Annotated in this window: 13 protein-coding genes; 5 read left to right on the top strand and 8 right to left on the bottom strand. The window is 75.3% G+C overall.

Going from position 1 to position 25,184, the window contains the following annotated elements; all coding sequences use genetic code 11:
- Positions 1-44: 44 nt before the first annotated feature.
- Genes ACVCAH_RS17175 through ACVCAH_RS17160 form a run of 4 tightly spaced genes read right to left on the bottom strand, consistent with a single transcriptional unit; the run spans position 45 to position 14,177 of the window.
- Positions 45-1,082: a hypothetical protein gene (locus ACVCAH_RS17175; protein WP_447137148.1), complete on the bottom strand. Its 1,038-nt coding sequence runs from the start codon at positions 1,080-1,082 to the stop codon at positions 45-47.
- On the bottom strand, positions 1,079-2,419 hold the full coding sequence (locus ACVCAH_RS17170) for a hypothetical protein (protein WP_447137147.1): 1,341 nt from the start codon (positions 2,417-2,419) through the stop codon (positions 1,079-1,081). The genes ACVCAH_RS17175 and ACVCAH_RS17170 overlap by 4 nt, the downstream gene beginning before the upstream one ends.
- Positions 2,419-12,006, bottom strand: a complete 9,588-nt coding sequence (locus tag ACVCAH_RS17165; protein ID WP_447137146.1) for a DUF6603 domain-containing protein — start codon at positions 12,004-12,006, stop codon at positions 2,419-2,421. The genes ACVCAH_RS17170 and ACVCAH_RS17165 overlap by 1 nt, the downstream gene beginning before the upstream one ends.
- Positions 12,003-14,177, bottom strand: coding sequence for a hypothetical protein (locus tag ACVCAH_RS17160; RefSeq protein WP_447137145.1), 2,175 nt, complete (start codon positions 14,175-14,177; stop codon positions 12,003-12,005). Before ACVCAH_RS17160 ends, ACVCAH_RS17165 begins: the two co-directional genes overlap by 4 nt.
- A gap of 530 nt (positions 14,178-14,707) precedes the next feature.
- On the opposite strand from ACVCAH_RS17160, the gene ACVCAH_RS17155 reads away from it, so the two are divergent.
- The 3 genes from ACVCAH_RS17155 to ACVCAH_RS17145 all read left to right on the top strand — a co-directional run bounded on the left by ACVCAH_RS17155 (position 14,708) and on the right by ACVCAH_RS17145 (position 19,070).
- Positions 14,708-14,833 carry a hypothetical protein gene (locus ACVCAH_RS17155; protein ID WP_447137144.1) on the top strand — a complete coding sequence of 42 codons (126 nt, stop codon included), beginning with the start codon at positions 14,708-14,710 and terminating at the stop codon, positions 14,831-14,833.
- A gap of 2 nt (positions 14,834-14,835) precedes the next feature.
- Positions 14,836-15,699 (top strand): peptidoglycan-binding domain-containing protein, encoded by an 864-nt coding sequence (locus ACVCAH_RS17150; protein ID WP_447137143.1) that lies wholly within the window; start codon positions 14,836-14,838, stop codon positions 15,697-15,699.
- A gap of 134 nt (positions 15,700-15,833) precedes the next feature.
- The gene (locus tag ACVCAH_RS17145) at positions 15,834-19,070 is read left to right on the top strand and encodes a hypothetical protein (protein WP_447137142.1); all 3,237 of its coding nucleotides are present in this window, start codon (positions 15,834-15,836) and stop codon (positions 19,068-19,070) included.
- A gap of 78 nt (positions 19,071-19,148) precedes the next feature.
- Here ACVCAH_RS17145 and ACVCAH_RS17140 read toward each other — a convergent pair whose 3' ends face one another.
- Positions 19,149-19,571 carry an MmcQ/YjbR family DNA-binding protein gene (locus ACVCAH_RS17140; protein WP_447137141.1) on the bottom strand — a complete coding sequence of 141 codons (423 nt, stop codon included), beginning with the start codon at positions 19,569-19,571 and terminating at the stop codon, positions 19,149-19,151.
- 124 nt (positions 19,572-19,695) lie between these two features.
- Entirely contained in the window at positions 19,696-20,289 is a 594-nt protein-coding gene (locus tag ACVCAH_RS17135) for a helix-turn-helix domain-containing protein (protein ID WP_447137140.1), read from the bottom strand.
- A gap of 131 nt (positions 20,290-20,420) precedes the next feature.
- Here ACVCAH_RS17135 and ACVCAH_RS17130 point away from each other — a divergent pair, with 131 nt between their 5' ends.
- Entirely contained in the window at positions 20,421-21,077 is a 657-nt protein-coding gene (locus ACVCAH_RS17130; RefSeq protein ID WP_447137139.1) for a class I SAM-dependent methyltransferase, read from the top strand.
- Here the strand turns inward: ACVCAH_RS17130 and ACVCAH_RS17125 are convergent.
- Positions 21,052-21,474, bottom strand: coding sequence for an SAM-dependent methyltransferase (locus ACVCAH_RS17125; RefSeq protein ID WP_447137138.1), 423 nt, complete (start codon positions 21,472-21,474; stop codon positions 21,052-21,054). The genes ACVCAH_RS17130 and ACVCAH_RS17125 overlap by 26 nt on opposite strands.
- Before the next feature lie 141 nt (positions 21,475-21,615).
- On the opposite strand from ACVCAH_RS17125, the gene ACVCAH_RS17120 reads away from it, so the two are divergent.
- The gene (locus ACVCAH_RS17120; protein ID WP_447137137.1) at positions 21,616-22,842 is read left to right on the top strand and encodes a PucR family transcriptional regulator; all 1,227 of its coding nucleotides are present in this window, start codon (positions 21,616-21,618) and stop codon (positions 22,840-22,842) included.
- Positions 22,843-23,001: 159 nt separating this feature from the next.
- Here ACVCAH_RS17120 and ACVCAH_RS17115 read toward each other — a convergent pair whose 3' ends face one another.
- Positions 23,002-24,915, bottom strand: coding sequence for a Xaa-Pro dipeptidyl-peptidase (locus ACVCAH_RS17115; protein ID WP_447137136.1), 1,914 nt, complete (start codon positions 24,913-24,915; stop codon positions 23,002-23,004).
- Positions 24,916-25,184 lie beyond the last annotated feature (269 nt).

The raw sequence follows: 25,184 nt of genomic DNA, 5'->3' as shown, positions 1-25,184 counted from the left end.
CGGGCCGGTGTCGGGCCCGGCGGTGGGTCGGCGGGGCCGCGGGATCAGGACGGTGGGGTGGAGGAGCCGAACCGCTGCCGGGACGGCGCCTGCAGCAGGGACAGCGCCAGGGCGGCGCCGCCGCGCGGCCGGGGCAGGCGGCGGGCCTGGTCCAGAGCGGCGGCCAGACCCTTGACGTCCACCACGCCGGGCACCGGGCCCGGGCGCATCGGCACCACGACGGTGCCCAGGTCGGGTCCCGCCCCGTCGCGGATCGGCGCCCGCCAGCCCGTCCCGTCGGCTTCCAGGCCGAACTGCACGCTCTGCGGCGGCTCCTCCAGCCAGACCAGGCGGGGGGCGCCGCGGAACAACGCCACCAGCACCGACGGCGACAGCCGCTCCAGCCGCAGCAGCTCCACCACCAGGTCGGGTCGGGCGCGGGCCAGCTCGTCCGGGTCCACGCCCGGTCGCACGTCGGCCGGGTCGTCGCTGGTCCAGGCCCGCACCTCCATCCCGGGCCAGCCGCTGACCAGCGAGGAGCGCAGCAGGAACCCGGTGACCGGGACCTCCCCGGCCGCCGCGGTGAGCTCCCCGGTGGCCCGGGCCTCGGCGAGCAGGTCCGCGGCGACCGGGATCGACATGCGGGTGCGCTGCACCTCCCGTACCAGCGGCAGCTGCTCGGTGACAGCGGCGGTGACCCGCGGCAGCAGCGTCCGGGTGCCGGCGCGTTCCCGGCTGCCGTCGCCGCCGACGGCGAGCGCCCCCGCCCGCAGCTGCTCCAGCCAGCCGGTGTCCAGCCGGAAGAACCGGATGGACTCCGGCGGCAGCAGCCGGGCGTCGGGCACCAGGTAGCGGAACGGCAGGTCGTGCAGCAGGCTCCAGCGGGCCAGCAGGTGCTCGACGTACGGCGGCAGCGGCGGCGCGTCGACGGCCGCCGTCGCGGTCGGCTCGGCGACCGCGACCGCGGTGCGCGCCGGGGACCGCTCGGCGACCAGGGCGCGCACCCGCGGTTCGGGCTGCCCGGCGGTGTCGGCCAGCGGGCCGACCAGCGCCCCGAGCCGCTCGGCGAGCAGCCGCCCGCCGGTGGACAGGTGGGTGGTCACGAAGGTTCTCCTTCCGGGCGCAGCTGGCGCGGGATGACACTGTCGCCACCCGGGTGCGCCTGCCACAGGTCGGCGCGGGTGGTGCGGGACAGCAGCCGCTGCGCGAACGTCGCGCCGAGGTCGGCGAGCGGGTCGGCGCTCTCGGCGGCTGCCGGGGCAGCGCGCAGGTCCGCCCCTGCGGCGGCGGGGCCGTCGGCGGGTACCGCGGCGGCGGTGCGACGCAGGGCGGGGCCGGCGGCGGTGTAGGCGCGGGCGCTGTCCGCGCGGAGGTTCGCCGCGCTGCCGGCGCGGGCGGCGTCGTCGGCGGCGCGGTGCCAGCCCACCACCTCGCGGATGAACCGTCCGTCGGCGGCGGCGAGCAACCGGCCCAGCTCGAACGCGGCGTCGCCGGTCACGTCGTCCGGCCCGGCGGGCAGCGGGTCGGGGGCCGCGCCGAGCAGCGGCGAGCGGTAGCCCATGGTGGCCGGGGTGCCGTCGCGGCGGGTGCCGGCCAGCGCGAGCGCCCCGTCCGCGTCCACCAGCGGGGGCTGCCCGGCCGGCGGGGCGCCGAACGCGCCGAGGTCGAGGTGCGCGGCGACGTGTTCGAAGGTGCCGCCGGCGGAGCTGGTCACGAACGGCCAGGATGCCAGGACGATCAACGTGGGTGTGCTGGTCAGGTTGGTCGCCCAGACGTCGTCGCGGGCCTCCAGCGAGATCAGGCAGGCCGTGTACCTGACGGGCGTGGCCCCGCCCAGCGGCAGCCGGTTGGCGGTGACCACGGCGAACCAGCCGTCGTCGTCGCTGCCGGCCAGCGCGGTGTCGGCGACGTTGACCTGGCGGACGTGGGTGAGCAGCCCGACGTCGGCGCGGTTGGGCAGCAGCGCCCGGAAGGTGGCCAGGTCCTTGGCGCGCAGCCCGACGACCGCCCGGTTGGGGTCGACCGGTTCGATGCTGTTGAGCCGGTTGAACGCCGTCTCGCCGATGATCGTCCGCAGTGGGCCGGTCACCAGGCTCGCCTCCTCCGTCCGGACGACCAGCAGCGCCAGCCAGGGCGTGCCGTCGGTGAACCGCCGCTCCCACGGCAGGGTCCGCCGGCCCAGTACGACGTGCGGCAGCCGGTCGCCGAACGCGCCCACCGCGTCCCGGGGCGGGTGGTGCCCGGTGACCTCGCTGGTGTCGAGGGCGAGCCGGGGCGCGCCGACCTGCACGTGGGTGCGGTGCTCGGGCGGGGAGCCGTCCTCCGTTCCCCGCCCGGTCAGCTCCAGCTTGCTGGTGAACCGGTAGATGCCGGCGGTGAGCGACGGCGTCACCTTGTCGTGCAGCCGGATCGAACCCGGCGCCACGGGGGTCTCCGTCATCACGCCTCCGTTTCCTCGTGGTCGAAGGCGACGAGCGCCGCCGCTGGTGCCGGGGCCGCCGGCTCGGAGAGCGCCGCCGCCGGGGCGACCGCGGTACGCGCCACCGACCGGGCGGCGACACCCGGCCGCTCGGGCACCCTCGCGGGTCTGGTGACCCGGGCCAGTTCCCGCCGGGCGGCGGCCAGCCGGGTGTCGACGGCGTAGTCCGGGGTGCCGATCACCCCCGAGACCCGCCAGCCCTCCCCCGCGACGACCTGCACCGAGATCGTGTCCGCGCCCCGTTCCGCGTCGACGGTCAGCAGGATGCGGTGCGGCTGGTCGGCGTCGGGGGCGTCCTCCCGGCTGCTCACCCGCACCCCGCCCAGTTCGATGCGGACGTCGTCGAGGCGGGCGTCGGCGGACACCGGCTCCAGCGACACCACGACCGCGCGGGTCGTGCTGGGCAGGTTGGTGACCAGGCCGTCGACGGCGGCGGAGAGCAGCGCCGCGGGCACCGGAACGTGCTCGCCGGCCTGCCGGTAGCGGACCGGCGGATGCCACGGGTGCGGCAACAGCACGGTGGCGCCCGGCGCGACCAGCACGCCGTCGGTGACCGGGACCAGCGGCGTGTCGGCGGCCCAGCCGGCGGCGGCGCCGGCCGCCGGGGTCACCACCGCGCGGGCGGCGTCGGCGGGCACCCGGGCGCCGGGCCGGGCCGGGCCGTCACTGAGCGGCGCGCCGGTGCCGGTGAAGGTGACCAGTCGCAGCGGCGTCGGCCCCTCGTCGAGGCGCAGCCGCAGCCCGCCGGTGTGGGTGGTGTCCCAGACCTGGGTGCTGCCCACCGGCAGGGCCGTCCCGGCGTCCCGCCCGGCCCGGGCGGCGACCCGGCGGGCGGCCCGGGCGGCACCCCGGTGCTGGTCGGCCGAGACGGTCGCCCGCAGCCGCGGCCCGACCGCCGTCGCCGCGGCCCGACGGTCCGTGGCGACGGCGGAGTCGGGCGCGGTGGTGTCGGCGGTACGCCGCAGCCGCAGCACCGACGGTGCCGGCGCCACCGAGCCGGGAACCGACAGCGGCAGGTGCCGCTGCGTCTCCTCCTCGATCATCGTGGCCAGGGCCACGTCCGGCAGCACGCCGGTCGCCTCGGAGACGGTGATCGGAGCGGCGAGGTCCACCGAGGACAGCGCGCGGACCATGGTGGACGTCGAGCCGCCGTTCGCCGCACCGGCGAGGGCGGCGTCCCACAGCGCGGCCGGGAAGCCGGTGCCGGCCGTGGCCAGCCGCAGCTGCTGGATCTGCGCGGTGGGCACCGCGATCCAGGTGCTGCCGCTGCGCTGTTCGACAGTGACGACCATGGTCGCGCGGGTCCTGGCCATGTTCGAGCCGGCCGGGACCACGTCGACCTCCCGCCCGCCGGTGAGGTCGTCGGCGCGGCCGCTGCCGGTCAGCCGCCAGCCGTACAGCGGCATCAGCGACTCGACCCGGACCGCGAATTCCGGCGCCACCGTCCACGGGCGCTCCGCCGTGCCGTCCGGACGGCTGCCCACCACCGGCGGCAGCGTGCCCGCGGTGACCGTGCCGCTGGTCGCCGGCCTCGCCGGGTCGCCGCCGCCGAGGTACTTGGTCCGGACCTCCTTCCAGCTGAGGTACGGCTGCGGCTGCGCCTTGCCGAACCGGACGGTGACCGAGGCGATGGCCAGGTCGACGGTGACCGTGCCGTGCAGCGGCGGGCCCTGGATGCGCACCCTGGCGCCGAGGGAGACGCTGACGTTGATCCGCGCGCAGGCGAAGAAGCACACCTTGATGGTGAAGCGGGCGCCGACGCTGACGCTGGCGGTGATGTCGTACGTCAGCGGGTCCCACCGCAGGTACACGTCGAGGGCGGCGATGAACCAGACCCGCACCGGTGAGCGGTCGTACGAGGCCTCCAGGCGACCGCCGAGCATCACCGTCGACGGGGTGAGGGTGAAGTAGGCCTGGCCCTTGACCACCACACCGCCGCCGACCGACCAGTGGAACCCCACCCGGGGCACGTCCGGGTAGTGCGCGGGCTTGTTGAACCGGGGGTGGTAGCCGCCGATGGACAGCAGCACCTCCGGCCGGTCGAACCACACCACGAAGGCGAACCCGCCGGTGACCTGGCAGTCGCGGCTGAGCAGCCACGAGTTGCGGGTCAGCGCCGCCCGGACGGAGAGCACCTTGTCCACCGTGCTGTACCGGGCGGCCAGCGCGAGTTCGAGGTTCACCAGCGCCGACTGCGAGTCGGGCAGCGCCATCCGCATCAGGCCGAGCAGGCCGACCTCGAGTCCCCGGTCGGCGGAGACGTAGGCCAGCGCCGTGGTGTGCAGCAGCTGGAAGGTGGAGAACTTCACCCCGGCGGCGAGCCAGAACGCGCCCCGGGCCGGCGGGATGTCCTTCGACATCCGGGCCAGCGCCCCCATCGGTCCGCCGGAGCCGCCGAACCCGCCGTCGTCGATCGCCTTCACCAGCGGGAACGCCGGCACGCCCTGCGGGTCGCGGGGCACCATCAGCCGGCGGTTGTACCCGGCGCCGCCGGCCAGGCCGAGGACGTACAGGTACGGCGGGCCGCCGAGCGGGAACCCGGCGGAGAGGAACACGAAGAGCGAGGTGTACTCGCCGAGGTCGTCGCGGGGCCGGGCGTACGAGCCGACGGCGGTCAGGCCGCGGCCGGCCAGGTCGACCGAGAGCATGCCGTCGTACTGGACGCCGTTGGCGCCGGTGACCTTGACGAGCCCGCCCGCGACCGACACCCCCGGCGAGCTGAACGACACCGACAGGCCGGCCAGGTCGACCTCCCAGGCGCTGAGGTCGGCCGGGTTGCGCAGTGGCACCAGCAGCGACAGGTCGTCGACGTCGACGGTGAGCCCGGCGACGGCCACGCCGCCGTCGACGGCCACCCCGACCTTGCCCGGTCCGGACGTGGCCGCCTTGTACAGCAGCGCCAGCTCGGCGATGTGCAGCGGACCGAAGCTCCGGTTGATCTCGAACCGGGCCTCGGCCTTCCCGCCGAAGAGCACCAGCCACCTGCCGCCGCCCCGGGCGACCAGCACGTCCAGCGGCGGATTGGCCGGGGCCGCGTCGCCGCCCCCACCGGTCTGCAGCAGCGACGCCGCGACCGGGTTGGCGCCGCCCCCGCCGGGGGCCATCGGGAAGCCCAGCCCGTCGAGCATGACCGCGCCGTCCACCACGGTCGGTCGCTTCAGCGCCGCCGTGCCGGTCAGCGCCAGGTCGGCGCGGACGTGGGCGCTGGCCGCGCCGAGGCGGAACCCGCCGGTCTCGACCAGCGCCTTGCCGGACGCGGCCGACGCGACCCGGATGCCCAGCCCGCCGAGCCGCAGCACCGGCCGCAACTGCGGCGCGGCCGAGTCGGTGAGGTCCAGCAACAGCAGGCCGACCCCCCGACCGGCCGGGCCCCAGCCGGGATCGACGGTGTCCGGGAGGCCGAAGCGCAGCTGCACCGCGGTGTCGCCGGCGGGCAGGGTCAGCGCGCCCGTCAGCACGATGCCGTAGCGGGCGCCGTCGGCGGCCACGGAGAGGGCCAACCCACCCGGCACCGGCACGTCGACCCCGGCGACCGCGTCGAGAGCCCCGCGCAGCACCCCGATCGGGGTGGGCAGGACGGCCGCCATCCGCATCCCGTCCGGGGTGTCGACGGCCACGTCCGCGCCGATGAGGATCTGCGCCGCGGTACGCCCGCCGGACCACAGCGGCTTGCGCAGCCACGGCTCGGCGGCACGCAGCGCCAGGGTGCCGGCCATCGGCACCACCAGCCGCTGGGCGAGCTGCGCCAGCTCGGCCGGCCCGGGCAGCTGCACCACCGGCGCGAGCTGGACGCCCAGTTCCCCGGTGCCGGCGTCGTCGCTGCCCAGCAGGCCGAGCCGCACGGCCAGCCCGGCGGCGGTGGCCTGCGCGGACAGCCGGGCCCGCAGGGTCACCCCGAGGCCGGTGTCGACGTCCGCGCGGGCGGTCAGCTGGGCGGTCACGTTCGGGTGGGCGTAGCCGACCACCACGTCGGCGGTGACCGCGCCGGCGGTGACGTCCCGTACCGACAGCCGCAGCGCCGGCGGCGACGCGGCCAGGTCGGTGCGCAGCTCGACGGTGCCGCCGAGCACACCGACCTGCACCACCACCTCCCCCGGCGTGGCCGGCTGCGGCACCTGCGCCGCGCCCAGCACGCGGCGCAGCAGCGCGACGACCGCGGGCGCGGCGACCCGGCCGGCGTCGGCGAGGGTCCCGGCGGCCAGGTCCTGCACCAGGTCGGCGAGCGCTCCGGTGCGGGCGGCGAAGCCGTGCGGCGCGGCGGCCGGGTCGTAGACGCCGAGTGCCGCGGCGACGGTGAGCGCGTCGTCGAGCACGGCGGGACGCGGGGTACGCGCGCCGACGCCCTCGACCAGCCGGTCGAGGACCTCCGGCAGCAGTCGCGCCCCGGCGGCCTCCACCAGGGCGTCCAGGCCGCTCACCGCCGGCAGCAGGGTGACCGTGGCGCCCAGCGCGGCCGGGGTGACGGCCACGGACAGGCCGCCGGCGTCGGCGCCCAGCCGCAGGTCGAGCGCGCCCCAGTCGCCGGGCAGCGGCAGATGCAGGGTCAGCTCACCGCCCGGCTGGACCTGCCGGGCGGCGTCGACGTCCAGCCGCAGCGCGAGGTCCAGGGTGGCCGGACCGGCGTCGTCCTCCCAGAGCACGATCGGGGCGTCGGTGCCGACCAGCAACCGCAGCGCCCGGGCCTCGGCGGTGCCCACGTCCAGCAGGTCGACGGCGACGCCGCCGGGCAGGGTGAGGGCGTGCGCCGGATCGGCGGCCAGGCCCAGCGGGGCCGCGGCCAGCCGCAGCAGGTCGGCCAACGGCGCGGCCTGCGGCGGCGCGCCGGGCGTGCCGGCGAAGGTGCGTCGCAGCCAGCCGGCCGGATCGGTCAGCAATCCGTCGAGGGAAGCCACCCGGACGTCCTCGCCGGTCAGCTGTTCGAGCAGGACGCCGAGCGCGCCGCCGACGAGCAGCCGGGGCAGCAGCGGGGCGAGCCGGGCGGCCAGATCGGGGGCGGCCGGCCACAGCCCGACCGGCTCGGGCAGCCACGATGCGGCGAGCGACACCCCGCCGGCGGTCCGGGTGAGGGTGACGCCGCCGACCGCGAGTGCCGCCCGTACCTGCGGCGTGGGGTCGGCCAGCCGGACGGTGGTGGCGCCGGTCAGCGTCACCCCGTGGCCGAGCCGCAGGCCGGCGCCGGTGGTGCGGGCGGTCAGCCGCCACGGCTGGGCCTCCAGCACCAGCTCCACCGGCAGGCCGGTGAGGGGACGTCGCCAGGGGCCGCCGCCGGCGGCCGCGCCGGGGTCGCGGAGCAGGCCGAGCAGCCCGGCGGTCCGGTCGACCAGCGCCGGCAGCCGTGGCGCCAGCCACCCGGTGGCGTCGGTACGCAGCGCGCCGACCGCGTCGGCGAGCAGCCCGGCCGGCCGGCCGGGCGCGGCGCGGTGCAGGACGCCGAGGGCGGCGAGTTCGGTCAGCAGCCGGGCCAGCCGGCCGTCGGCGGCGGCTACCCGGTCGAGTTCCCGCACCAGGGCGTCGAGCAGTTCCGGCGCCCGCGGGTCGGCCAGGTCGACGGCGGTGGCCGCCTCGCCGCGCAGCGCGGCGTCGTGCAGCAGCACGTCGACCTCGGTGACCGGGGCGGCGACGCCGGCCCGCACCGTGGCGCGGACGGTGAGGGCGCGCACCCGGGCGGGCAGCGGACTGCCCGTGCCGGGCCCACCGAGCAGCCACCCGTCGGGACGGGCGACCCGGATGCGGACCTGGGCGGACGGGAGCTCGTCCGGCGCCGCCGGGTCCAGCGCCACCGCGCCGAGTCCGAGGCGTACGTCGACGTCGACCTCGGGATCCCCGGCCGCGGGGCTGCCCAGGTCGAGCGCGAGCCGGAGCGCGGCGACCGCGTGGCTGGGCGGTGCGACCGGCCCGGCCTCCTCGACGGTGTGGGTGGTCAGCGCGGCGAGCAGCACCGCCCGCAGATCACCGCTGCCGTCGACGTCGCCGAGGCTGCCGTGCAGCGCGAGCGCGGGTACGCCCGCCAGGTCCACCGGCGTGCCGAGCCAACGGGTGAACGCGGCGGCGGGCAGCGGGCCGGGACGGGCCTGCACGCCGGGCTCCGCGGCGGCGTACCCGTCGAGCAGCCGGCGCTGCAGGCTCAGCGCGCCGTCCAGCAGCGGCGCGGCCGGCAGGCCGGCGGGCGCCAGTACGGCGGCCAGCCGCACCCCGTCGGCCACCGCGGGCGCGTCCAGCGGCAGCAGCGTGCCGTCGAACGCGGTGCCCACCGTGACCAGACCGAGCAGCTGCGCGGGGACGGCCGCGGCGAGCTGCCGGGCGACCAGACCGAGGTACGAGTGCCCGACGAGCACCGTCCGCACGCCGGGTCGGACCGCCCGCACCGCGTCCTGCACGTGCCGCAGCGCGGCGAGCGCGGTGGCGGCGGGAAGGGTGCCGTCGTCGGCGAGGTCCACCACGTACCAGTGGGCGGCCGGCAGCGTGCCGAGGTCGACCAGGTGGGGCGGGGTGCCCGGCACCCGCAGGTCCACGGTGGCGACCTGGTCGGGGGCGACCTCGCCGAGCAGCTCGGCCCACGGCCGCGACCCGGCCAGCGGCGGCGCGAGCAGCAGCACCGCCCAGCCGTCGCCGGCGGCCGCGGTGCGGGCGGTGATCTCGTCGCGGATCTGGGTGACAGCCGCGGGCGCGCCGGTGAGGGTGTCGTGCGTGGCCGTGATCGGGGTGCCGGCGCGCCAGCCGGGCTCGGGCGGCAGCGCGGCGCCGGCGGGCACCAGCCCGTCGCCCTCCGCGAGCACACCGGCCAGCGCGCCGAGCGCCGCCGCGGCGTGGGCGGCGTCCATGCCGTCGAGCACGTCGCCGAGCTCCGGCCGGTACGCCCCGGCGACCTCGGCCACCGCGAGCACGTCGGCGCCGGTGACCGTGATCGCGTCGGTCGCCGCCGGATCGTCGGAGTCGGCTTCGGCGCCGGCGAACCGGTCGGCCAGCGGGGCGATCGCCCACTGCGCGGGCGGGCCCTGCGGTTCCAGCCAGGCGAGCACCTCGACCGCGTCCTCACCGGCGTGGTGGATCGGCACCCGCCAGGGTGCCGTCGCGGTGCCGCCGCCGGCGACCGGCAGGTCGACCTGTGGCAGGTCCTGCCCGGGCAGGGCGGGCAGCCGGTCGGTCAGCGCGGCCTGCAGCAGGCGCAGCAGCGCGACCAGGTACGGCGTCCCGTCGTCGGTGCGGGCCTCCTCGTCGCGGGCCAGGTCGGCCAGCCACCGGCGCACCGCGGCGGCGGGGTCGGCCAGCAGCGACGACAGGTCGGCGGGATCGGGCGGCAGCAGCGGCGGCAGGCCGGCCAGCGGGCCGGTGGTGCCCGGTCCGGCGATGCCGACCAGGGCCAGCAGGTCGCGGGCGGTCGGGCCGGCCCAGGACTCGGCGACCCGGGCGAGCAGGCCGCGGGCGGCGCCCCACAGCGCGGTGGGGTCCATGCCGAGGCCGAGGTCGGGCAGGGTCGGGTCGATCGGGCCGGCCGGCGGCAGGGTGAGGTCGCCCAGCAGGTGGGCCACCCCGTCGACGGTGACGGCGAGGTCGTCGACGGCCGCGGCGACGTGCACCGGCGACCCGAGCGACCAGGTGACGTGGACCCGGATGCCGTCGGTGGAGACCCGCACCGGCGCGCCGACGGCCAGGGCCGGCGGCTCGAAGGCGGCGGTCGCGGTGACCCCGCCGAGCCAGGCCGGACCGGTCGCCCCGTCGAGCGGGATGCGGGCCAGCGCGGCGCGGACGTCCACCCGCCACGGCAGGGTCGCGTCGAGGTGGGCGCCGCCGCGCACGGAGAGGCCGAGTTCGACGACCGGCGCGGCGGCGGTGCCCGAGTCCCACAGGACCAGGTCCAGGGCAACGGGTGCGCCGGCCGGAGCCGCGAGCGCGTCCACCGGGACCCGCCACGGGTCGGCCGGGGTGCCGGCGCCGGTCACCACCGCGGTGGCGGTGCCCGCGAGCCGGGCCACCTCGCGCAGCACGCCGGGCCAGCCGTCGGGTTCCTGGCGCAACTGCCGGTAGTAGGCCGCCAGCGCGCGGGTCGGCGCGGTGGTCAGCAGCCCGAGGTCGACGCCGGGGGTGGTGCCCAGCCCGAGCAGGTGTCGCAGCGCGGCGACCGGGCCGGCGGCCGGGCCGAGCCCCGCCTCGATCGCCTCCTCCAGCAGCGACTGCGCGGCCGAGGTCAGCGACCGGGCGTCGGTCAGGTCGACCAGGTCCAGGTGGTGCGGGTCGTCGCCGATGGCGACGGTGACGTCACGCAGTTCCAGCACCGGCGTGATCGCGCCGGTGGCCGCGAGGTAGCGCAGTCCGGCACGCAGCCCGCCAACCTGCACGGCGCCCGCCGGCTCGCCGGCGGCCGGGTAGAGCCGACCGCCGTTGGCGGGCGCGGCGACCAGCACGTCGAGGCGTTCGAAGAGGGTGACCGGCGCCGACCCGCTCAGCGGCACCACCAGCAGCACGGCGTCGCCCCGGACGGCCGCGTCGAGCACTGCGCCGCCGTGGTAGGTGACCCGGGCGCCGAGCACCAGGGCGTTCGCACCGGTGGCCGGGTCGGTGCGGACGGCCACGGTGAGGTCGACCGACGGCGGGCCGGCGACCACCGGGATGACCAGCGGATCGGCGTCGGTGGGCAGGTCGGTGCGCTTGGACGGGTCGGCGCCGAGCAGGCCGGCGATCGAGTCCAGCCAGCCGACCAGGCCGGGCGCGCCGTCGGGGGTGCGGGCGGTGACCAGCGCGGCCAGCCAGGACCGGAACGCGGCGGGGTCGGCGGCCAGGTCGCCCAGCGGCAGTGGCACCAGCCCGGGGGTCAGCCCCAGCAGGCCGGGCAGGTTCGCCGCGACCAGGTGCACCGGGCCGGGCACGCCGTCGCCCACTTCGGCCAGCACGTACCGCAGCAGCGCGGTGACCAGCAGGGCGAGCTGGGAGCTGTCGGCGGCCGGGTCCAGCACCAGCGGCTCGGTGGTGCCGGGCAGGCCGCGGACGGTGACGGTGACCCGGCTCAGCCCCTCGTCCGGCGGGGCGACCAGCAGGACGGCGGCCTCCACGCTGGCCCCGGTGTCGCCGAGCGGCGCCCGGGCCCGCAGCCGGATCGGGTGGTTCCGGCTGGCCGCGACCGCGGTGACCGCGCCGCCGGTGGCCACCAGCAGGTCCAGCCGCGCGGTGACGGCGGGGCCGCCGTCGACCGGGCCGGCCTCGGCCGCGATCGCCAGGGTCAACGGGGCGGACGCGGCCACCCCGGTGCGTTCGACGACCAGGTAGACCTGCCCCTTGCCGCCCTCCTCCAGCAGCGGCACGTGCCGGGCGACCCGGCCAAGCTGGCCGGCCGGGTCGGTCGGGAAGCGCGGCTGCGCCGCGGGCAGCAGGCCCTCGATGGCGCGTACCAGCGCGGCGCGCTGCACGTCGTTGGCGACCAGCCTGCCGACCCGGGTCCACGGGTCGGCGAAGAACTCCTCGACCAGCCGGACGCCGCCGCCGGACGGCGCCAGCAGGCCCAGTGCGATGCCGAGGTCCTCGACCTCGGCGGGAATGCCGTCAACGTTGATCATGGCCCCACCCACCCCGCGAAGCTCCCAGGCTCGGGATCGAGCCCGACCCAGCTGTTGGTCTCGGTGTCGAACTGGTCGCGCAGGCGCAGGATCCGGAGGTCCCGGACGTCCTTGCCGTTGAGCTTTCGCTCATTGAGGTAGTTGATCTGGAAGAGGCGCAGCCACGGGGCGCGCAACGGGCCGGAGGTGCCCTCGTCGAAGGGCCGCAGCTCGGTCCGCATCGGCTCGGCCATCCGCGCGATCGCCTTCTCGGTACGGGCGACCGCCCGGTCGATCGCCGCGGTCACCGCGTACGGCTCGTTGATGTGCTGGTCGAGCATCAGAGCCGCGGCGAACTCGGAGGTGACGAAGTCCCGGATCCGCAACGCCTGCCCGCGCACGGTCAGCGTGGCGCCATCCTTCGGCTGGCGGGCCAGCCGCTCGAAGCGCCACACCGCCGTCCACACCTGCACCAGGTCGTACGGCACCGAACACAACGCGGCGAGCCGGACCCGACCGCACCATTCCGGCGCGATGGTGAAAACCTTGCCCTGCCCCGTGGCGCCGAAGAAGGCGTGCCGGGGCAGGACCGCCCCGGGCGATTGGGGCGGCTCGGGCAGGCGGCGGCGACCGCCGCCGGGTGGGACGTCAAACAAGGTCGCGTACCGCGGCGCGTAGTCCTTGCCCTGGTGCGGCGTCCCGTCCGCGGCGAACGCCTCCGGGTTGGCGGCCCGCACCTGTGCCGGGTCGGCGACCTCGGCCCCGGCCTCCTTCTCGTCGGCTCCCCGCCATGACAGTTCGACCTGGAGTCCGTACATGCCGAAGAAGAGGTCGTAGTGGTCGGGTGCGGCCCACTTGAACCGGGCCAGCAGCACCGGCAGCTCCTGGTTGGCGTGCGCCGACCACTGCTGGATGCCGGTGGAGAGAGTGGCATTGTCGGCGCCCCGGGACCCGTCGAGCCGGCCCTCGTTCGGGGCGATCAGCTCGACGATCCGCAGCCGGGCCTGCTCGTGCGGCGCGTCGAGGCCGATCGTGGCGGCCTGCGCCCGGATGAACGCGCCCGGGTCCAGCCGACCCGCGTAGGCCGGGCCGGTCCACACCGTCTTGTTCTTCTGGACGTGGCTGTCGGTGACGCCGACGCAGAGGTCCCGGCCGAGGACCATGGTGTGCCGGCCGCCGGGGTTCTCGGTGGGCTCCTTCCAGGGCGACCGCAGACCCTGCGGTGCCGGCTTCTTCCCCTTCACCGGCGGCGCCGGCGGGACCGGCGGCAGCTCGTCGGGGACCACCGTCGGGCCGATCACGTCCGGCGGCTGCCACTGCCCCGAGCCGGTGCGGGTCAGGCCGAGCGCCGGCCCGAGGGCGTCCCGGGCGTCCTCGGCGTCGCCGTCGTCGGCGGGGCCGACGATCGCCCACAGTCGCCGCAGCAGGGCGTGCCCGGCGGTCACTCCGGCCAGGGTCGCCAGCTCCCAGCCGGCCAGCCGGCCGACGAGGGTGGCGGCCAGTTCCACGGCGTCGTCCGGATCGTCGGCCCGCACCTGGCGCAGGACCTCGACGATCCGGAACACCGCCTCGAACGGGTTGCCGATCAGGTCCCGCTCGACGTCGTCGGCCACCTCGTCGAGGTCCCGGCCGGCCAGCCCGGCGGCCACCGCTCGGCTCAGCGCGGCCGGGTCGGGCAGCGGCAGGTGCTGGGCGGGCTCGTCCAGCGAGATGCCGAGGCCGACCGAGAGGCCGTCGGCCCAGCCGGCGACGGTGTCCCAGTCGGTCACCCACTGCGCGCCGCCGCCCGCTATCTCCACCGGCACCGGCAGCCACAGCCCGGTACGCCAGGCCGCCGGGCCGCCGAGCGTGGCCAGGTAGTCCCGGTTCCACGCCCACAGCGCCCGGGCCACCCGCATCTCGTCGTACGGCGTGGCATCCGGGGCACCGGCCGGCTTGATGGTCTTGAGCAGCCAGTACGCGGTGCCACGCAACGTCGCTCCCGGCCCCAGGAACAGCGACAGCGTGGGACGCTGCGCGGGTGTGCGCCGGCCGCCGACGGCGTTCTGCAGGGTGCCGGCCACGGTGGTCGATGCGCCGGCGACCGAACCGGCAGGCACCCGCAACAGCACGTTGTAGGTCATGGGTGGTGTGGCACCGGGATGGTCGGTCACCAGGCCGGCGGCGGCCACCGCCTCCGCGACGGCGGTCACGACTCGTCCACCCGGCGGCCAGCCCGCCGTACACGCGAATCCATTGTCCCCCCTCGGTTCCCGCCCTCACCGACAGGTTCGGCGCGGGAGTTGCCGGGAGGCTACGGATGGTCGACCGCGAAACTCTGTCGCCCTTCGGACGCTACGGTCCGTGCCGGCGGGGGAACGAACCGAAGCGACAGCCGCCCTCCACCGTTGAGCCGCTCCGGCCGCCCGACTGGTTGACCCGGTCAATCAGTCACGGTGGACAACCGTTGACTGTGCACTCAATCGAACGCCGGACCGCATCGATGGAACGCCTGCCGCGGTGGACACCTTCGACCGGGACGGCCGTCGATCGGCGACCGGCGGACGCCGGTCGGGCAGTCGTGCTGCGGAAAGGCGACTCATCCCTTGCCGGTGTGCCGCCGCGATCCCGAAGGTTTGCCCCACGACGCCAGTCACCCGACGGCGATCTCCCGTGCCCGCGGCCGCGGCCGGCCCACGGGCGCCGCGGGCCGGCCGGCGACGACCGGAAGGGGGGACCACTGATGGACACCGCCAGCATCGACACCGAGTACCTGGTGGCCACGTTCGAGGAGGACGACGACCCGGAGGCCCTGATCGGCGACGCCGTCGACGTCGACCTCCTGGCCGCGTTGGAAGAGGAGGAGTGAGGATGGGCACCCACCTGGCCCCGACGCTCCACGTCCTGCGGGAGGAGATCAACACCCGCTGGCCGCACCGCGACAAGGCCTCCGACGGGTGGATCGGCGACGCGGCCCACCAGGCCCGCCGGTCCGACCACAACCCGGACAGCGACGACCGCTCGGTCAACGCGGCCGACTTCGACATCGACGGGATCGACCCGCTGCTGGTCGTCCGGCAGTGCATCGAACACCCGTCAACCCAGTACGTCATCTTCAACCGGACGATCTGGAGCCGCACCCGCGACTTCCGGGCCGCCCGCTACACCGGGTCGAACCCGCACACCAAGCACCTGCACGTCAGCGTCAGCCACTCCCGCGCGCTGGAGGACAGCCTCCGGCCGTGGGGCATCGCCACCGCCCGCGCCGCCAAGCTCGGTGACCGGGTCCTGAAGGCCGGCTGCAAGGGCAGCGACGTGCGGGAGCTGCAGACGCTGGCCAACCGGCTGGGCGCCGGGCTCACCGTCGACGGCGCGTTCGGTCCCCGGACCACCGCCTGGGTCCGGTCCTTCCAGAAGTCGCGCAAGCTCGCCGTCGACGCGCTCGTCGGGCCGAAGACCCTCGCCGCGCTGCGCGCCGCCACCAAACCGCCGGCCCCCAAGCCGGGGCCCGGCCGGACACCCGGATCCCGCACCGTCCGCACCGGCAGCACCGGCGAGGACGTCGCGTACGTCAAGCGGTTCATCGGCGCCCGCCGCTGCGGCCCGCCCGGCGACCGGTTCGACGCCGCGACCGAATCCGGGGTCCGCTGGTACCAGCGGATGCGGGGGCTGACCGACGACGGCATCGTCGGCCGGCTCACCTGGGCCGAGATGGGCGTCCGGGTCACCTACTGAACCAGGCGGGCGGGTGACCGGTCACCCGCCCGCGCCAACCCGGCCGCCGGGACGCCCGACGACCGCCAGGAACACACCGAACGATCGGACATGTCCGGACGCGGCATTGCCGCGACGGGCGGGGCGGGGAGCTGATGACCCAGACCGTGAGCGAACCGGGCGTGCGGGAAGCCGTCCTCGACAGCGTGGGGACGCAACGGCCGGAGCAGGTGGCGGTCACCCGACACCCGACCACCCGGGTGCCGCACCACCTGCTCCTCACCGGGCTGTACGAAGCCGTGGACGAGCTCGTCCCGTACGCGCTGGAGCTGCGGCCGGTGCGCGGGCGCCTGTACGCCTGGGCGAACCCGCCCGCCGATGCGCCGGCGCCGTCGGCCGCCACCATGACACGGCGGGTACGTGGCGTCGATCTGGCCTGGGTGATGGTGGTGACGCTCGGGCCGACCCTGCGCCAGCTGGCCGACCTCGCCCGGCCCGGCCGCTACCTGCCCCCTTTCCAGCTGCAGCTGTGCAACCTGCTCAACCAGGCCCGGCGGGCGTACTGCGCCGCGATCGCCGCGGCCCTCGACGCCGCACCAGCGCATCGGATCGAGGCCCTGCAGAACGAGGGCGACCGGCTCGTGCACGACTTCTCGACCAGGATGCCGCTGCTCTACCTGCACGACAGCAAGGGCCTGGCCGGCACGGTCCGGGAGCTGGCCGACCAGGTCGCCGAGCTGGTCGCGCTGCGGGCCGAGCGGGAATCCGACGCGCTGCCCGAGCGCGCCGCGGACGCCGAGACCGGCGTCGGCATGACCGACCCGGGCCAGGAGTGGTTCCTGCGGCGCCGGCTGCTGGCCGACCTGCAGAGCGTGCGCGACTACCCGTTCCACGACTACATGCAGCCGTACCTGCGGTTCAGCCAGCGGCTGAGCGGGATCAGCCTCGCGGTGCAGATCCTGTTCGTACGCGAGCAGCTGTCCTGGCTCGCCGACCAGCCGCTGCTGCCCAGCGACGCCGCCGACCGGGCGGACGGCTACGTGGTCGAGCTCGCCTCGGCCCTCACCCACGTCGAGCAGAGCATCCTCCTGCACAAGCAGGGCAGATACGTCGAGGCGGCGGACGCGGAGCGGCTGGCCCGCGCCGTGCTGGCCACCGTCACCGGGCGGCCGCAGTACCGGGAGGATTTCCAGGACCTCACCGACACCGTCGAGCTGCACCGGACGGCCAAGGCGGTCGCCGCCGCCGTGGCGATCGGCGTCGCCACCGCCATCACGGCCGGCGCCGTGGGCGCCGCCGCCGGCGTGGCGCTGGCCGCCGTCGTCGACACCACCACCGTGTTCGGCGCCCTCGTCGTCTCGGCGGGCGTGGTCACCACCCGCCTGATGTGGGAGACGCTCGTCGCCCGCAGCGGATCGGAGCTGCTGCTCGGGCCGCAGTCGATCACCTCGTCGTCGTTCCAGGAGGACCTCGCCTGGCAGGCACTGCAGACCGCGGTCGTCCGGGTCGTGCTCTCCGGCGCCGGCGACATCTTCAAGGCCATCGCCCGGTCGGGCGACCGGGCCGAGCAGGCTGCCCGGCTGGCCGTCGAGCAGATCACCACCTTCGGCTTCGGCGAGGTGCAGCACCTGGTCAGGACGGGCGAGCTGCGCGGCCTGCGGGACAGCGTCGTTGCCGCCGTGACGCAGGCCGCCACCACCGGCACGATCATGGTCGGCGGTCTGCTGGCGACGAGGTTCATCGACCGGCTCGGCGACGCCCGGGGCGCGCTCAGCGTCGACGGGGAGCGGCGGCTACAGGAGCTGGAGGCCGAACGCGCCCAGGTCGCCCAGGACTTCGCCGCCGTCCGCGACGGCACGGCCACCCCGGAGCAGTTCCAGGCCTGGGCCGGCCGCGCCGCGAACGCCTGGAACGGGCTCGTCAAGCTCGTCGACGAGATGGCCCCGGGGCCGGAACGCGACGCCGCCCAGCTCCGGCTCGCTGCGGCCAAGGGCGAGATCGAGCTGCGGCTGGCCGAGGCGGGCATCAGCGCCACCCTGACCTGGCCGGACGCCGTACCCACCTTCGAGGGCCTGCTGCCCGGCCTGGTGGCCTTCAGCGAGGACGGCCGGCCGGTGCTCGACGCCACCTACCCGCCCGGCAGCCGGAAGCCCACGGACATCACGGACGCCGTGCTCGTCCCCGGCTCCGGCGGCCGGCGACTGCTCCTGCTGCCCGAGGGCGACCTGCCGGCGCGACCGGCGCCCCCGGAGCGGCTGGCCCACGTGCCCGAGGTGGGCCGGCGACCCGGAACCCCGCCCGAGCCGGTGGTGCTGCCCGGCGCGGCCACGGTGGGGTTGGCGCTGCTGCAGGCCGCCTACAACGCGGAGAACGCGGCGGCCATGCTCGCACAGGCGGCCAAGGGGCGGGAGGCGTTCCTGAGCCTGCTCGCGCACCCGGACCTGGCCAGCGTCGGAAAGATCCAGGCTCGGACGACGTCCCTGAACGGCCTGGCGTCGCATCCGGAATCGATCGCGTTCGGCCGGCGGTGGGGCCCGTTGCTCGCGCTGCGGCTACGCGGCCTGGGCACGGTCGGGATCGACGACGTGCTCCTGCGGGCCGAGGCGTTGCTGGAGCAGACCCCGGAGGCGGACCGGCCGGCACTGATCGACCGGCTGATGAAACGGAACGGCGACAAACTGCGCCGGGAGCTGGAGCTGATTCCGCCGCTGCGCCGGCCCCGCCGGACCATCACCCCGGGCAACCTCGGCATCGACCGCAGCCACCCCAGCTGGCACGCCCTCGCCGCCGAGGTCGCCCGCCACCACCCCGACCTGACGCCGGAGCAGCGCGCCACGATGACCGACTGCCGGCAGATCATCGAGGTCGCCGAGTCCGGCGCGTTCGACCGGTACGTACCGTCGACCCGGCTCGGCATCATCGACGCGTTCGAGCGTCGGATGGTCGACGGGCAGATCCGCGTCCCGGCACTGACCGCCGTGGCGAACCGGATGCGGGGCCGCCTCGCCGAGCACGTCTTCCTCGGGCCGCTGCCCATCCAGCAGCAGACCATGTGGTACCTCGGCGCGCGGACCAACACCTGGCTGACCGGGCGGTCCAACCTCGACGGCCACTGGACGATCGGCGACGTCCGGGGATTCCTGGAGCTGAAGTCCGACGACATCCACCTGCAGACCGCCACGGAGCAGCAGGCCACCGCCCGGTTGTACCTGCAGCACGCGCTCGGCGACTTCGAGAACATCCCGGCGAACTCGCACTACCACCTGTGGTTCATCCGGGACCCGGGGGCGGAGGGACGGCAGCGGATGCTGTCCATCCTCCTGCCGAGCGGCGGAAAGATCACCGGGGTGCACTTCGGGCCGCAGCCACCGGCCGCGGTGCCGCAACGGTGAGCACCGGGCGCCTCGCCGCCGTCGCGCCGGCCTCCTTCCGGCGGCGCCGAGGTGGCGAGCCGCCCGGTCAGCGCCGCGTCACTGTTCCGCCGCGGTGGGACGAGCCGCCTGCGCGGCCAGCTTCTTCGGGGCGAGCCGGCAGTAGCTCTCGGTGAGCAGCTCACCGACCTCGTCCCAGTCGACGCCGTCGTCGAGGACCATGCCCAGCACGTCGGCGCCCCAGTCGGGCTTGAAGAACGGGTAGCCGCCGGCGGCCAGCGCGTGCACCTCGTCGACCGGCGCCCGGAAGGTCAGCACGCAGGTCGGCTCGTCGGTGGCGGCGGCCCGCGCGTACGCCATCTGGTGGTCGGGGTCGACGGTGAGCACGTGGGCGAAGGTGCGCTTGCGGACCCGCCACCGGACGCCCACCCACGCCGGTTCCTCGTAGGTCTCCGGCAGCTCGCGACAGATCGGTCGGAGCCGGTCGAGGAACTCGGGCGGGACGTCGGCGGGAGCGCTCACGCGAGGCACGCTAACCCGCCCCCCTGACACTTCCGGCGTCCCCTTCGCCGGCCGACCGCCGCCCCGCTCGACAAGGCCCGGCGCGAAGACTGCACTTCCGCAGGAAGCGGGCCCTGCGTGCTGGTTACGGGCCGCTGGTCGCCTCGCCGGACGATTCGGCGTGTGCGCGCTCTCCGTCCTGGTCGAACATGGTGAGGATTTCGACCGGCCCGCCCAGCGCGCCGATGGAATGCGGAATCATGGTGGAGAACTCCGCCGCCTCGCCCGCACCGACCGCGATCTGCCGCTCGCCGAGGTGCAGCACCACGGTGCCGCTGAGCACCGTGAACCATTCCCGCCCGGGGTGAACGGCCAGGTGTCCGGGGCCGGTGCGCCGTTCGGGCGTGATCCGCATCTTGGCCACCAGGCGGCCACCGTGCTGCGCCGCGTCGCGCGACAGCACCCACGTGGTCAAGCCGGGTTCCTGGTGCTGCACCGGCCGGATGATGACGTCGGCGTCATCGACGGGCTCCACGAGATGATCGATGGTGGTGCCCAGCGCCCGGGCGAGCGCGACGAGCTGGTCAAGGTCGATACGGCGGTTGCCCGTCTCTATCCGGCTCAGCGTCGACGGACTGATGTGGCACCGAGCGGCGAGCGAGTCGAGGCTCCATCCGCGGGCCTGCCGCAGTCCGCGGATGCGTTGGCGCACAACCTCTGACAGATCGACTTCTGACACAGCTGCCAGGATACGACTCCTTGCCAAAACTGCAAGGAGGGTTGCCGATATCGCAGCAACCCGTACCGTTGGCGCGACGGCAACAGCACCGTTGCCGTTCCGTCCCGTACAACTTCGGCAGGAGCTGAGCGATGAGCAAGCCTCACGGCCAGCACGGATCACCGCACGCGGACCACCCCGCGTTCGGCCCGCAGTGGTGGGAGCACCACTACCAGGAGCACGCGGCGAAACACGACTCGCCGAGCCCTCAGCTGGTGGCCGAGGTGACCGCCCTTCCCGCCGGGTCGGCGCTCGACGCGGGCTGCGGACGTGGAACCGACGCGCTCTGGCTGGCCCGGCAGGGTTGGCAGGTGACAGCGGTCGACGTCTCACCGACGGCGGTCAGCAACGCCAAGGACTTCGCCGTGCTCCACGAACCTGACATCGCAGCACGCATCTCCTGGGTCGTGGCCGACCTGACAACCTGGCAACCGCCGAAGCAGTACGACCTGGTGGTGAGCCAGTACGTCCACCCCACCATGCCGTTCAGCGAGTTCGTGGCCCGCCTGGCCCAGGCTGTCGCGCCCGATGGAACGCTCCTCATCGTCGGCCACGATCATGCCGATGAGCACTCGGCGGCCCACGCCCCCGACCAGGCCTCGATCGGTATCGACGGCGTCACCGGTTCGCTGAGCAGGGAGTTGTGGGATGTCGACGTAGCGGAGTCCCGAATCCGCCACCTCGGGCACGGCTCGACACGGATGAGCATCCACGACCTGGTCGTCAGAGCCCATCGCAAGCCGATGTGAAAAGCGGCCACTCAGGCAGCTCCGGCCAGACCGCGCAGAGCCAGGCCCGACGAGCCACAGCCCGCGAGCGCAGGTCCAGCCCGTCGAAGAAGCGGGCGATCTGCTCCGGGGTGCGCACGCGCATCGCTGCGGCGCCGCCGGCGTTCCGCATCTCCACCGCCCGGTCGACCGCCTCGGGGCTCACCTCCCGGGTCGGGTGCGACACGGCCAGGTAGCTGCCGGCGGGCAGCGCGTCCATCAGGCGACGGACGACCGCGATGGCCTCGCCGTCGTCGACGACGAAGTTCAGGATGCCCAGCAGCATGACCGCCACCGGCTGGCTGAAGTCGAGGGTGCGCCGAGGGATGCTCCTCGTCCCGAGGGCTGGGCAGGCGTAACGCGATCGGCCGCCGCGCACGCTTTCCGAATGACGGCATGATCAGCTTTTGGTCACCGCCCGATCGGGGAGGAACAATCCGAGACAGCACGCAGGACGCACCAGCGGGCCGCACGCCCGTCCGGGACACCGGCGGCGCGGGCCGGGCGACCGGAGGATCACATGCAGGGTGAGCTGCAACGCATCGTCGACGCACTCGCCGCCCACGCCGGCCGCCCGGCGTTGATCGAGGACCGGCGGCAGCGGGTCGTGGTCTACAGCGAGCACACCGGCGTGATGGACGACGTGCGCAAGGCGTCGATCCTGCGCCGGCAGACCACGCCCGAGGTGATGGCCTGGTTCCGCGACGTCGGCATCATGGAGGCGCGGGAGCCGGTACGCACGCCGGCGTCGGAGGAGCTCGACCTGATGCCGCGGGTCTGCGTGCCGATCCGGCACCAGGACCTGCTGCTCGGCTTCGTCTGGTTCATCGATCCCGACGGCACCATGGCCGACGCGGACCTCGAGGCCACCGGCCTGGTGAGCGAGCTGTCCCTGGCGCTGTACCGGGAGAACCTGCTCGGCGAGCTGGCCTCCCAGCGCGAGACCGAGGCGGCGCGCACCCTGCTCGCCGAGAGCGAGGCGACGCGGGACCGGTCGGTGCGGGCGCTTCGGGAGGCCGGCCTGATCGCCGGCGAAGGACCGGCCACCGCGCTCGTCGCGCAGCTGGTGACGGCCGGCCAGCCGCCCGACGAGGTCGCCCGGCTGGCGTTGGAGCAGGCGCTGGTGACCACCCGCCGCTGGATCGGGACCCGGGAGGCGTTGCACGTGGTCCGCGACGACCACGGGGTGCTGCTGCTCTGCGGCGGTCGGGTCGCCGGGCGGCCCTCCCCCGAGGCCGCCGCCAAGCTCCTCGACGACAACCTGCGCCAGGCCACCCGCGGGCTGGCCGCCGTCGAGCGCACGGTCGTGGGGATCGGCCAGGCCCGCGCCGGGCTGGTCGACGCCGTCGGGTCGTACGGGGAGGCGCTGCGCTCCGCCCGGGTGGGCGTACGGCTGCCCGCCCTCGGCCGGGTGGTCTCCTGGTCGGGGCTGGGCATCTACCGGGTGCTGTCCCGACTGGACAGCGAGCAGCTCGACATCTCCGACGTGCACCCCGGGCTGGAGCGGCTGCTGCGCGAGCAGTCGAACCCGGTGCTGCTGGAGACGCTGGAACGCTACCTGGACCTGGCCGGCAACGCCCACGCCACCGCCGAGCAGCTGCGGCTGCACCGCACCACCCTCTACTACCGGCTGCAACGGATCGAGGAACTCGCCGAGACTGACCTCAAGGACGGCAACGAGCGGCTCTGCCTGCACCTGGCGCTGAAGCTCGGGCGGCTCACCGGCCGCTACCGGCCGGACGGCTGACCTTCGCCGGCCGGACGTTCCGGCGGCGATGCCGGGGCGCCGGCCACGCACTTCGGCCTGCGATTGCCGAACGCTTTCCGCCGCCACGCCGTCGCCGACCAGCCGACCGGCGGGTGCCTCGGGCGGGGCGCCGGTGGCCGGCGCCCCGCCCGAGCGTTGCTACAGGCCGGCGGCGACCGCGGCGGCGCGGCCGCCGACCACCGGCAGCTCGATCCGGCTGCGGTCGAAGTGCACGGTGATCTCGGCCTGGTTCTGCTTGGCCCGGCTGGTGTAGCCGGAGTACGAGCCGAGCAGCACCACACCGATCTGGTGGCCGGCCTCGAAGACGTAGTCCTCGGGGAGCAGCCGCACGTCGACGGCGTTCTTCTCTCCGGGCACCAGCGGCGTCGACGCGGTCAGCGAGCCGAGGTTCAGGCCGTCGAGGATGCCCTTGGTGACGAGTTCCTGGGGGTTGCTGGCCACCGTCTTCTCGGTCTGCCGGTAGCAGGCCTCCTCGGCGTGCCCACCCCAGGTGGCCGTCCCGCCCCAGCAGTCCTCGCCGGTCAGCGTCCGGATGCCGTCACCAGAGGTGCTGAACCGCGGCCGGGTGCCGTAGTCGACGAGCAGCCCGGCGAAGCTGGTGTCCACGCCGTCGACCGAGGCGTTGATCTTGACGATCGGCGAGCCGGAGATGTGCAGCGGCGCCTGCAGCGGCCGGGACAGGAAGACCAGCCGGTTCTCGGTGTTCGCCTGCGGGTCAGACGGGTGCCGGATGGCGTTGGTCTGGCTCATCGACGGGGTGTCCCGGAAGCTCACCCGGGCGTTGCCGGGGTGCGGACGCACGGACAGTCCGCCGGCCGCGCCCTCGGCGCCGGGCTGGAGGAACACCTGGGTCGGCTCGGCCTCGGGCAGCGGCCAGCCGGAGTGGGTCTCCCAGACGTCCGGCGCCCGCTCGATGTCGACCATCGGCTCGGCCATGATGCCGTTGTCGATGCCGTGCAGCCAGAAGTCGAACCACCGGTGCAGGGTGTCGACCCACTCTCCCCGGCGGAAGTCGAACGGATCCACGTGCCCGGTGCCGGTCAGCCACAGCTTGCGCGGCACGTTCGCCTCGGCCAGCGCGTTCCACCAGGTGCTGAAGTGGTCCGGCCGGACGTTGTTGTCGTTGATGCCGTGCACGACGAAGACGCTGGCGCGCACCTGGCCGGCGAGGGGGACGTAGTCCCGCTCCGCCCAGAAGTCGTTGTAGTCGCCGGTGACGTCGTCGACCTGTTGGCCCAGCCGGTCCCGCACCGGCGCGCAGTACGCCCGCCGGCCCGGGTTGGTGACCGTGTTGGCCAGGCTGCCGGAGTAGTTGTTGGCCCGGGTGACCAGGCCGCCGCTGCGCGAGTAGTCGTACCAGCTGGAGATGGCCGAGATCGGCACGATGGTGGCGAGCCCGTCCACCCCGCTGGCCGCGGCCGCGTTCGCGAGCGTGCCGTCGTACGACTTGCCGATCATGCCGGTCCGGCCGTTGTGCCAGTCGGCGACGACCTCGCGACCCGCCGCGTCCCGCCCCGGCCGCCGGCCGTTGAGCCAGTCGATCGCGGTCGGCGCGCTGACGTTGTCGGCCTGCCCGCCGGTGACCGGGCAACCGGTCGAGTTGTTGGTGCCGATCATGTCCAGCAGGACCACCGCGTAGCCGCGCGGCACGAAGTAGTTGTCGTAGAACAGCGGCCACTGGTCGTTCAGGCCATCACCGTCGAGGTCGGCCTTGCACTCCCCCTCGTTGCCGCGGCAGACCGTGGAGTAGTACGGGCTGGCATCCATCACCACCGGTACGCGCAGGCCGTCGTCGCTGGCCCGGGGCCGGATGATGTCCATCGCCACCACGTCGGCCGCCCCGTCGGCGTCGGTGTCGACATCGGAGGTGACGAAGACCCGCTCGCGGATCGCGTCGTCGTATCCGAACACCGGCTGGGTCACCCCGCTCTCGACGACCGGCCCGAGGCGCTCGGCCACGGGCTGCGCCGTCGCGGTGGCCGCCGGCAGGGCGACGGCCGTGGCCGCCACGACCACCACCGCCGCCCGCCACCAGTTTCTCGTGCTTCGCATCGTGCTCCTCCCTCTCCGGCACCGGCCGTGGCCGCCACGCCCGGTCCGGACGCGCTCACCGTGAGCACGGCGCTGTGATCGAACCCTACGAATGGGCCCGCGACCGGTCATCGGACACGTGTGGGAGGTGCTCGGCGATGCCTCCTACGTCTGTCGCAGGCGACGCCGCCGCGCCGCCCCGCCCGGCGCCCGTCCCACCCCGCGCCGGCGGCGTCCGCGCGGCTCCGCCGGGTACGACAGGCGTAGGAGGCGGCGGCACGCGATTCCAA

It is taken from the genome of Micromonospora sp. LZ34, assembly GCF_052981855.1.
This window is presented reverse-complemented; position numbering and strand designations above follow the sequence as displayed.

Bases quoted from the DNA above. Each gene is read 5' to 3' on its own strand.
- ACVCAH_RS17120 (WP_447137137.1), top strand. From the start codon at position 21,616: ATGCAGGGTGAGCTGCAACGCATCGTCGACGCACTCGCCGCCCACGCC.
- ACVCAH_RS17155 (WP_447137144.1), top strand. From the start codon at position 14,708: ATGGACACCGCCAGCATCGACACCGAGTACCTGGTGGCCACGTTCGAG.
- ACVCAH_RS17145 (WP_447137142.1), top strand. From the start codon at position 15,834: ATGACCCAGACCGTGAGCGAACCGGGCGTGCGGGAAGCCGTCCTCGAC.
- ACVCAH_RS17150 (WP_447137143.1), top strand. From the start codon at position 14,836: ATGGGCACCCACCTGGCCCCGACGCTCCACGTCCTGCGGGAGGAGATC.
- ACVCAH_RS17115 (WP_447137136.1), bottom strand. From the start codon at position 24,915: ATGCGAAGCACGAGAAACTGGTGGCGGGCGGCGGTGGTGGTCGTGGCG.
- ACVCAH_RS17170 (WP_447137147.1), bottom strand. From the start codon at position 2,419: ATGACGGAGACCCCCGTGGCGCCGGGTTCGATCCGGCTGCACGACAAG.
- ACVCAH_RS17165 (WP_447137146.1), bottom strand. From the start codon at position 12,006: ATGATCAACGTTGACGGCATTCCCGCCGAGGTCGAGGACCTCGGCATC.
- ACVCAH_RS17130 (WP_447137139.1), top strand. From the start codon at position 20,421: ATGAGCAAGCCTCACGGCCAGCACGGATCACCGCACGCGGACCACCCC.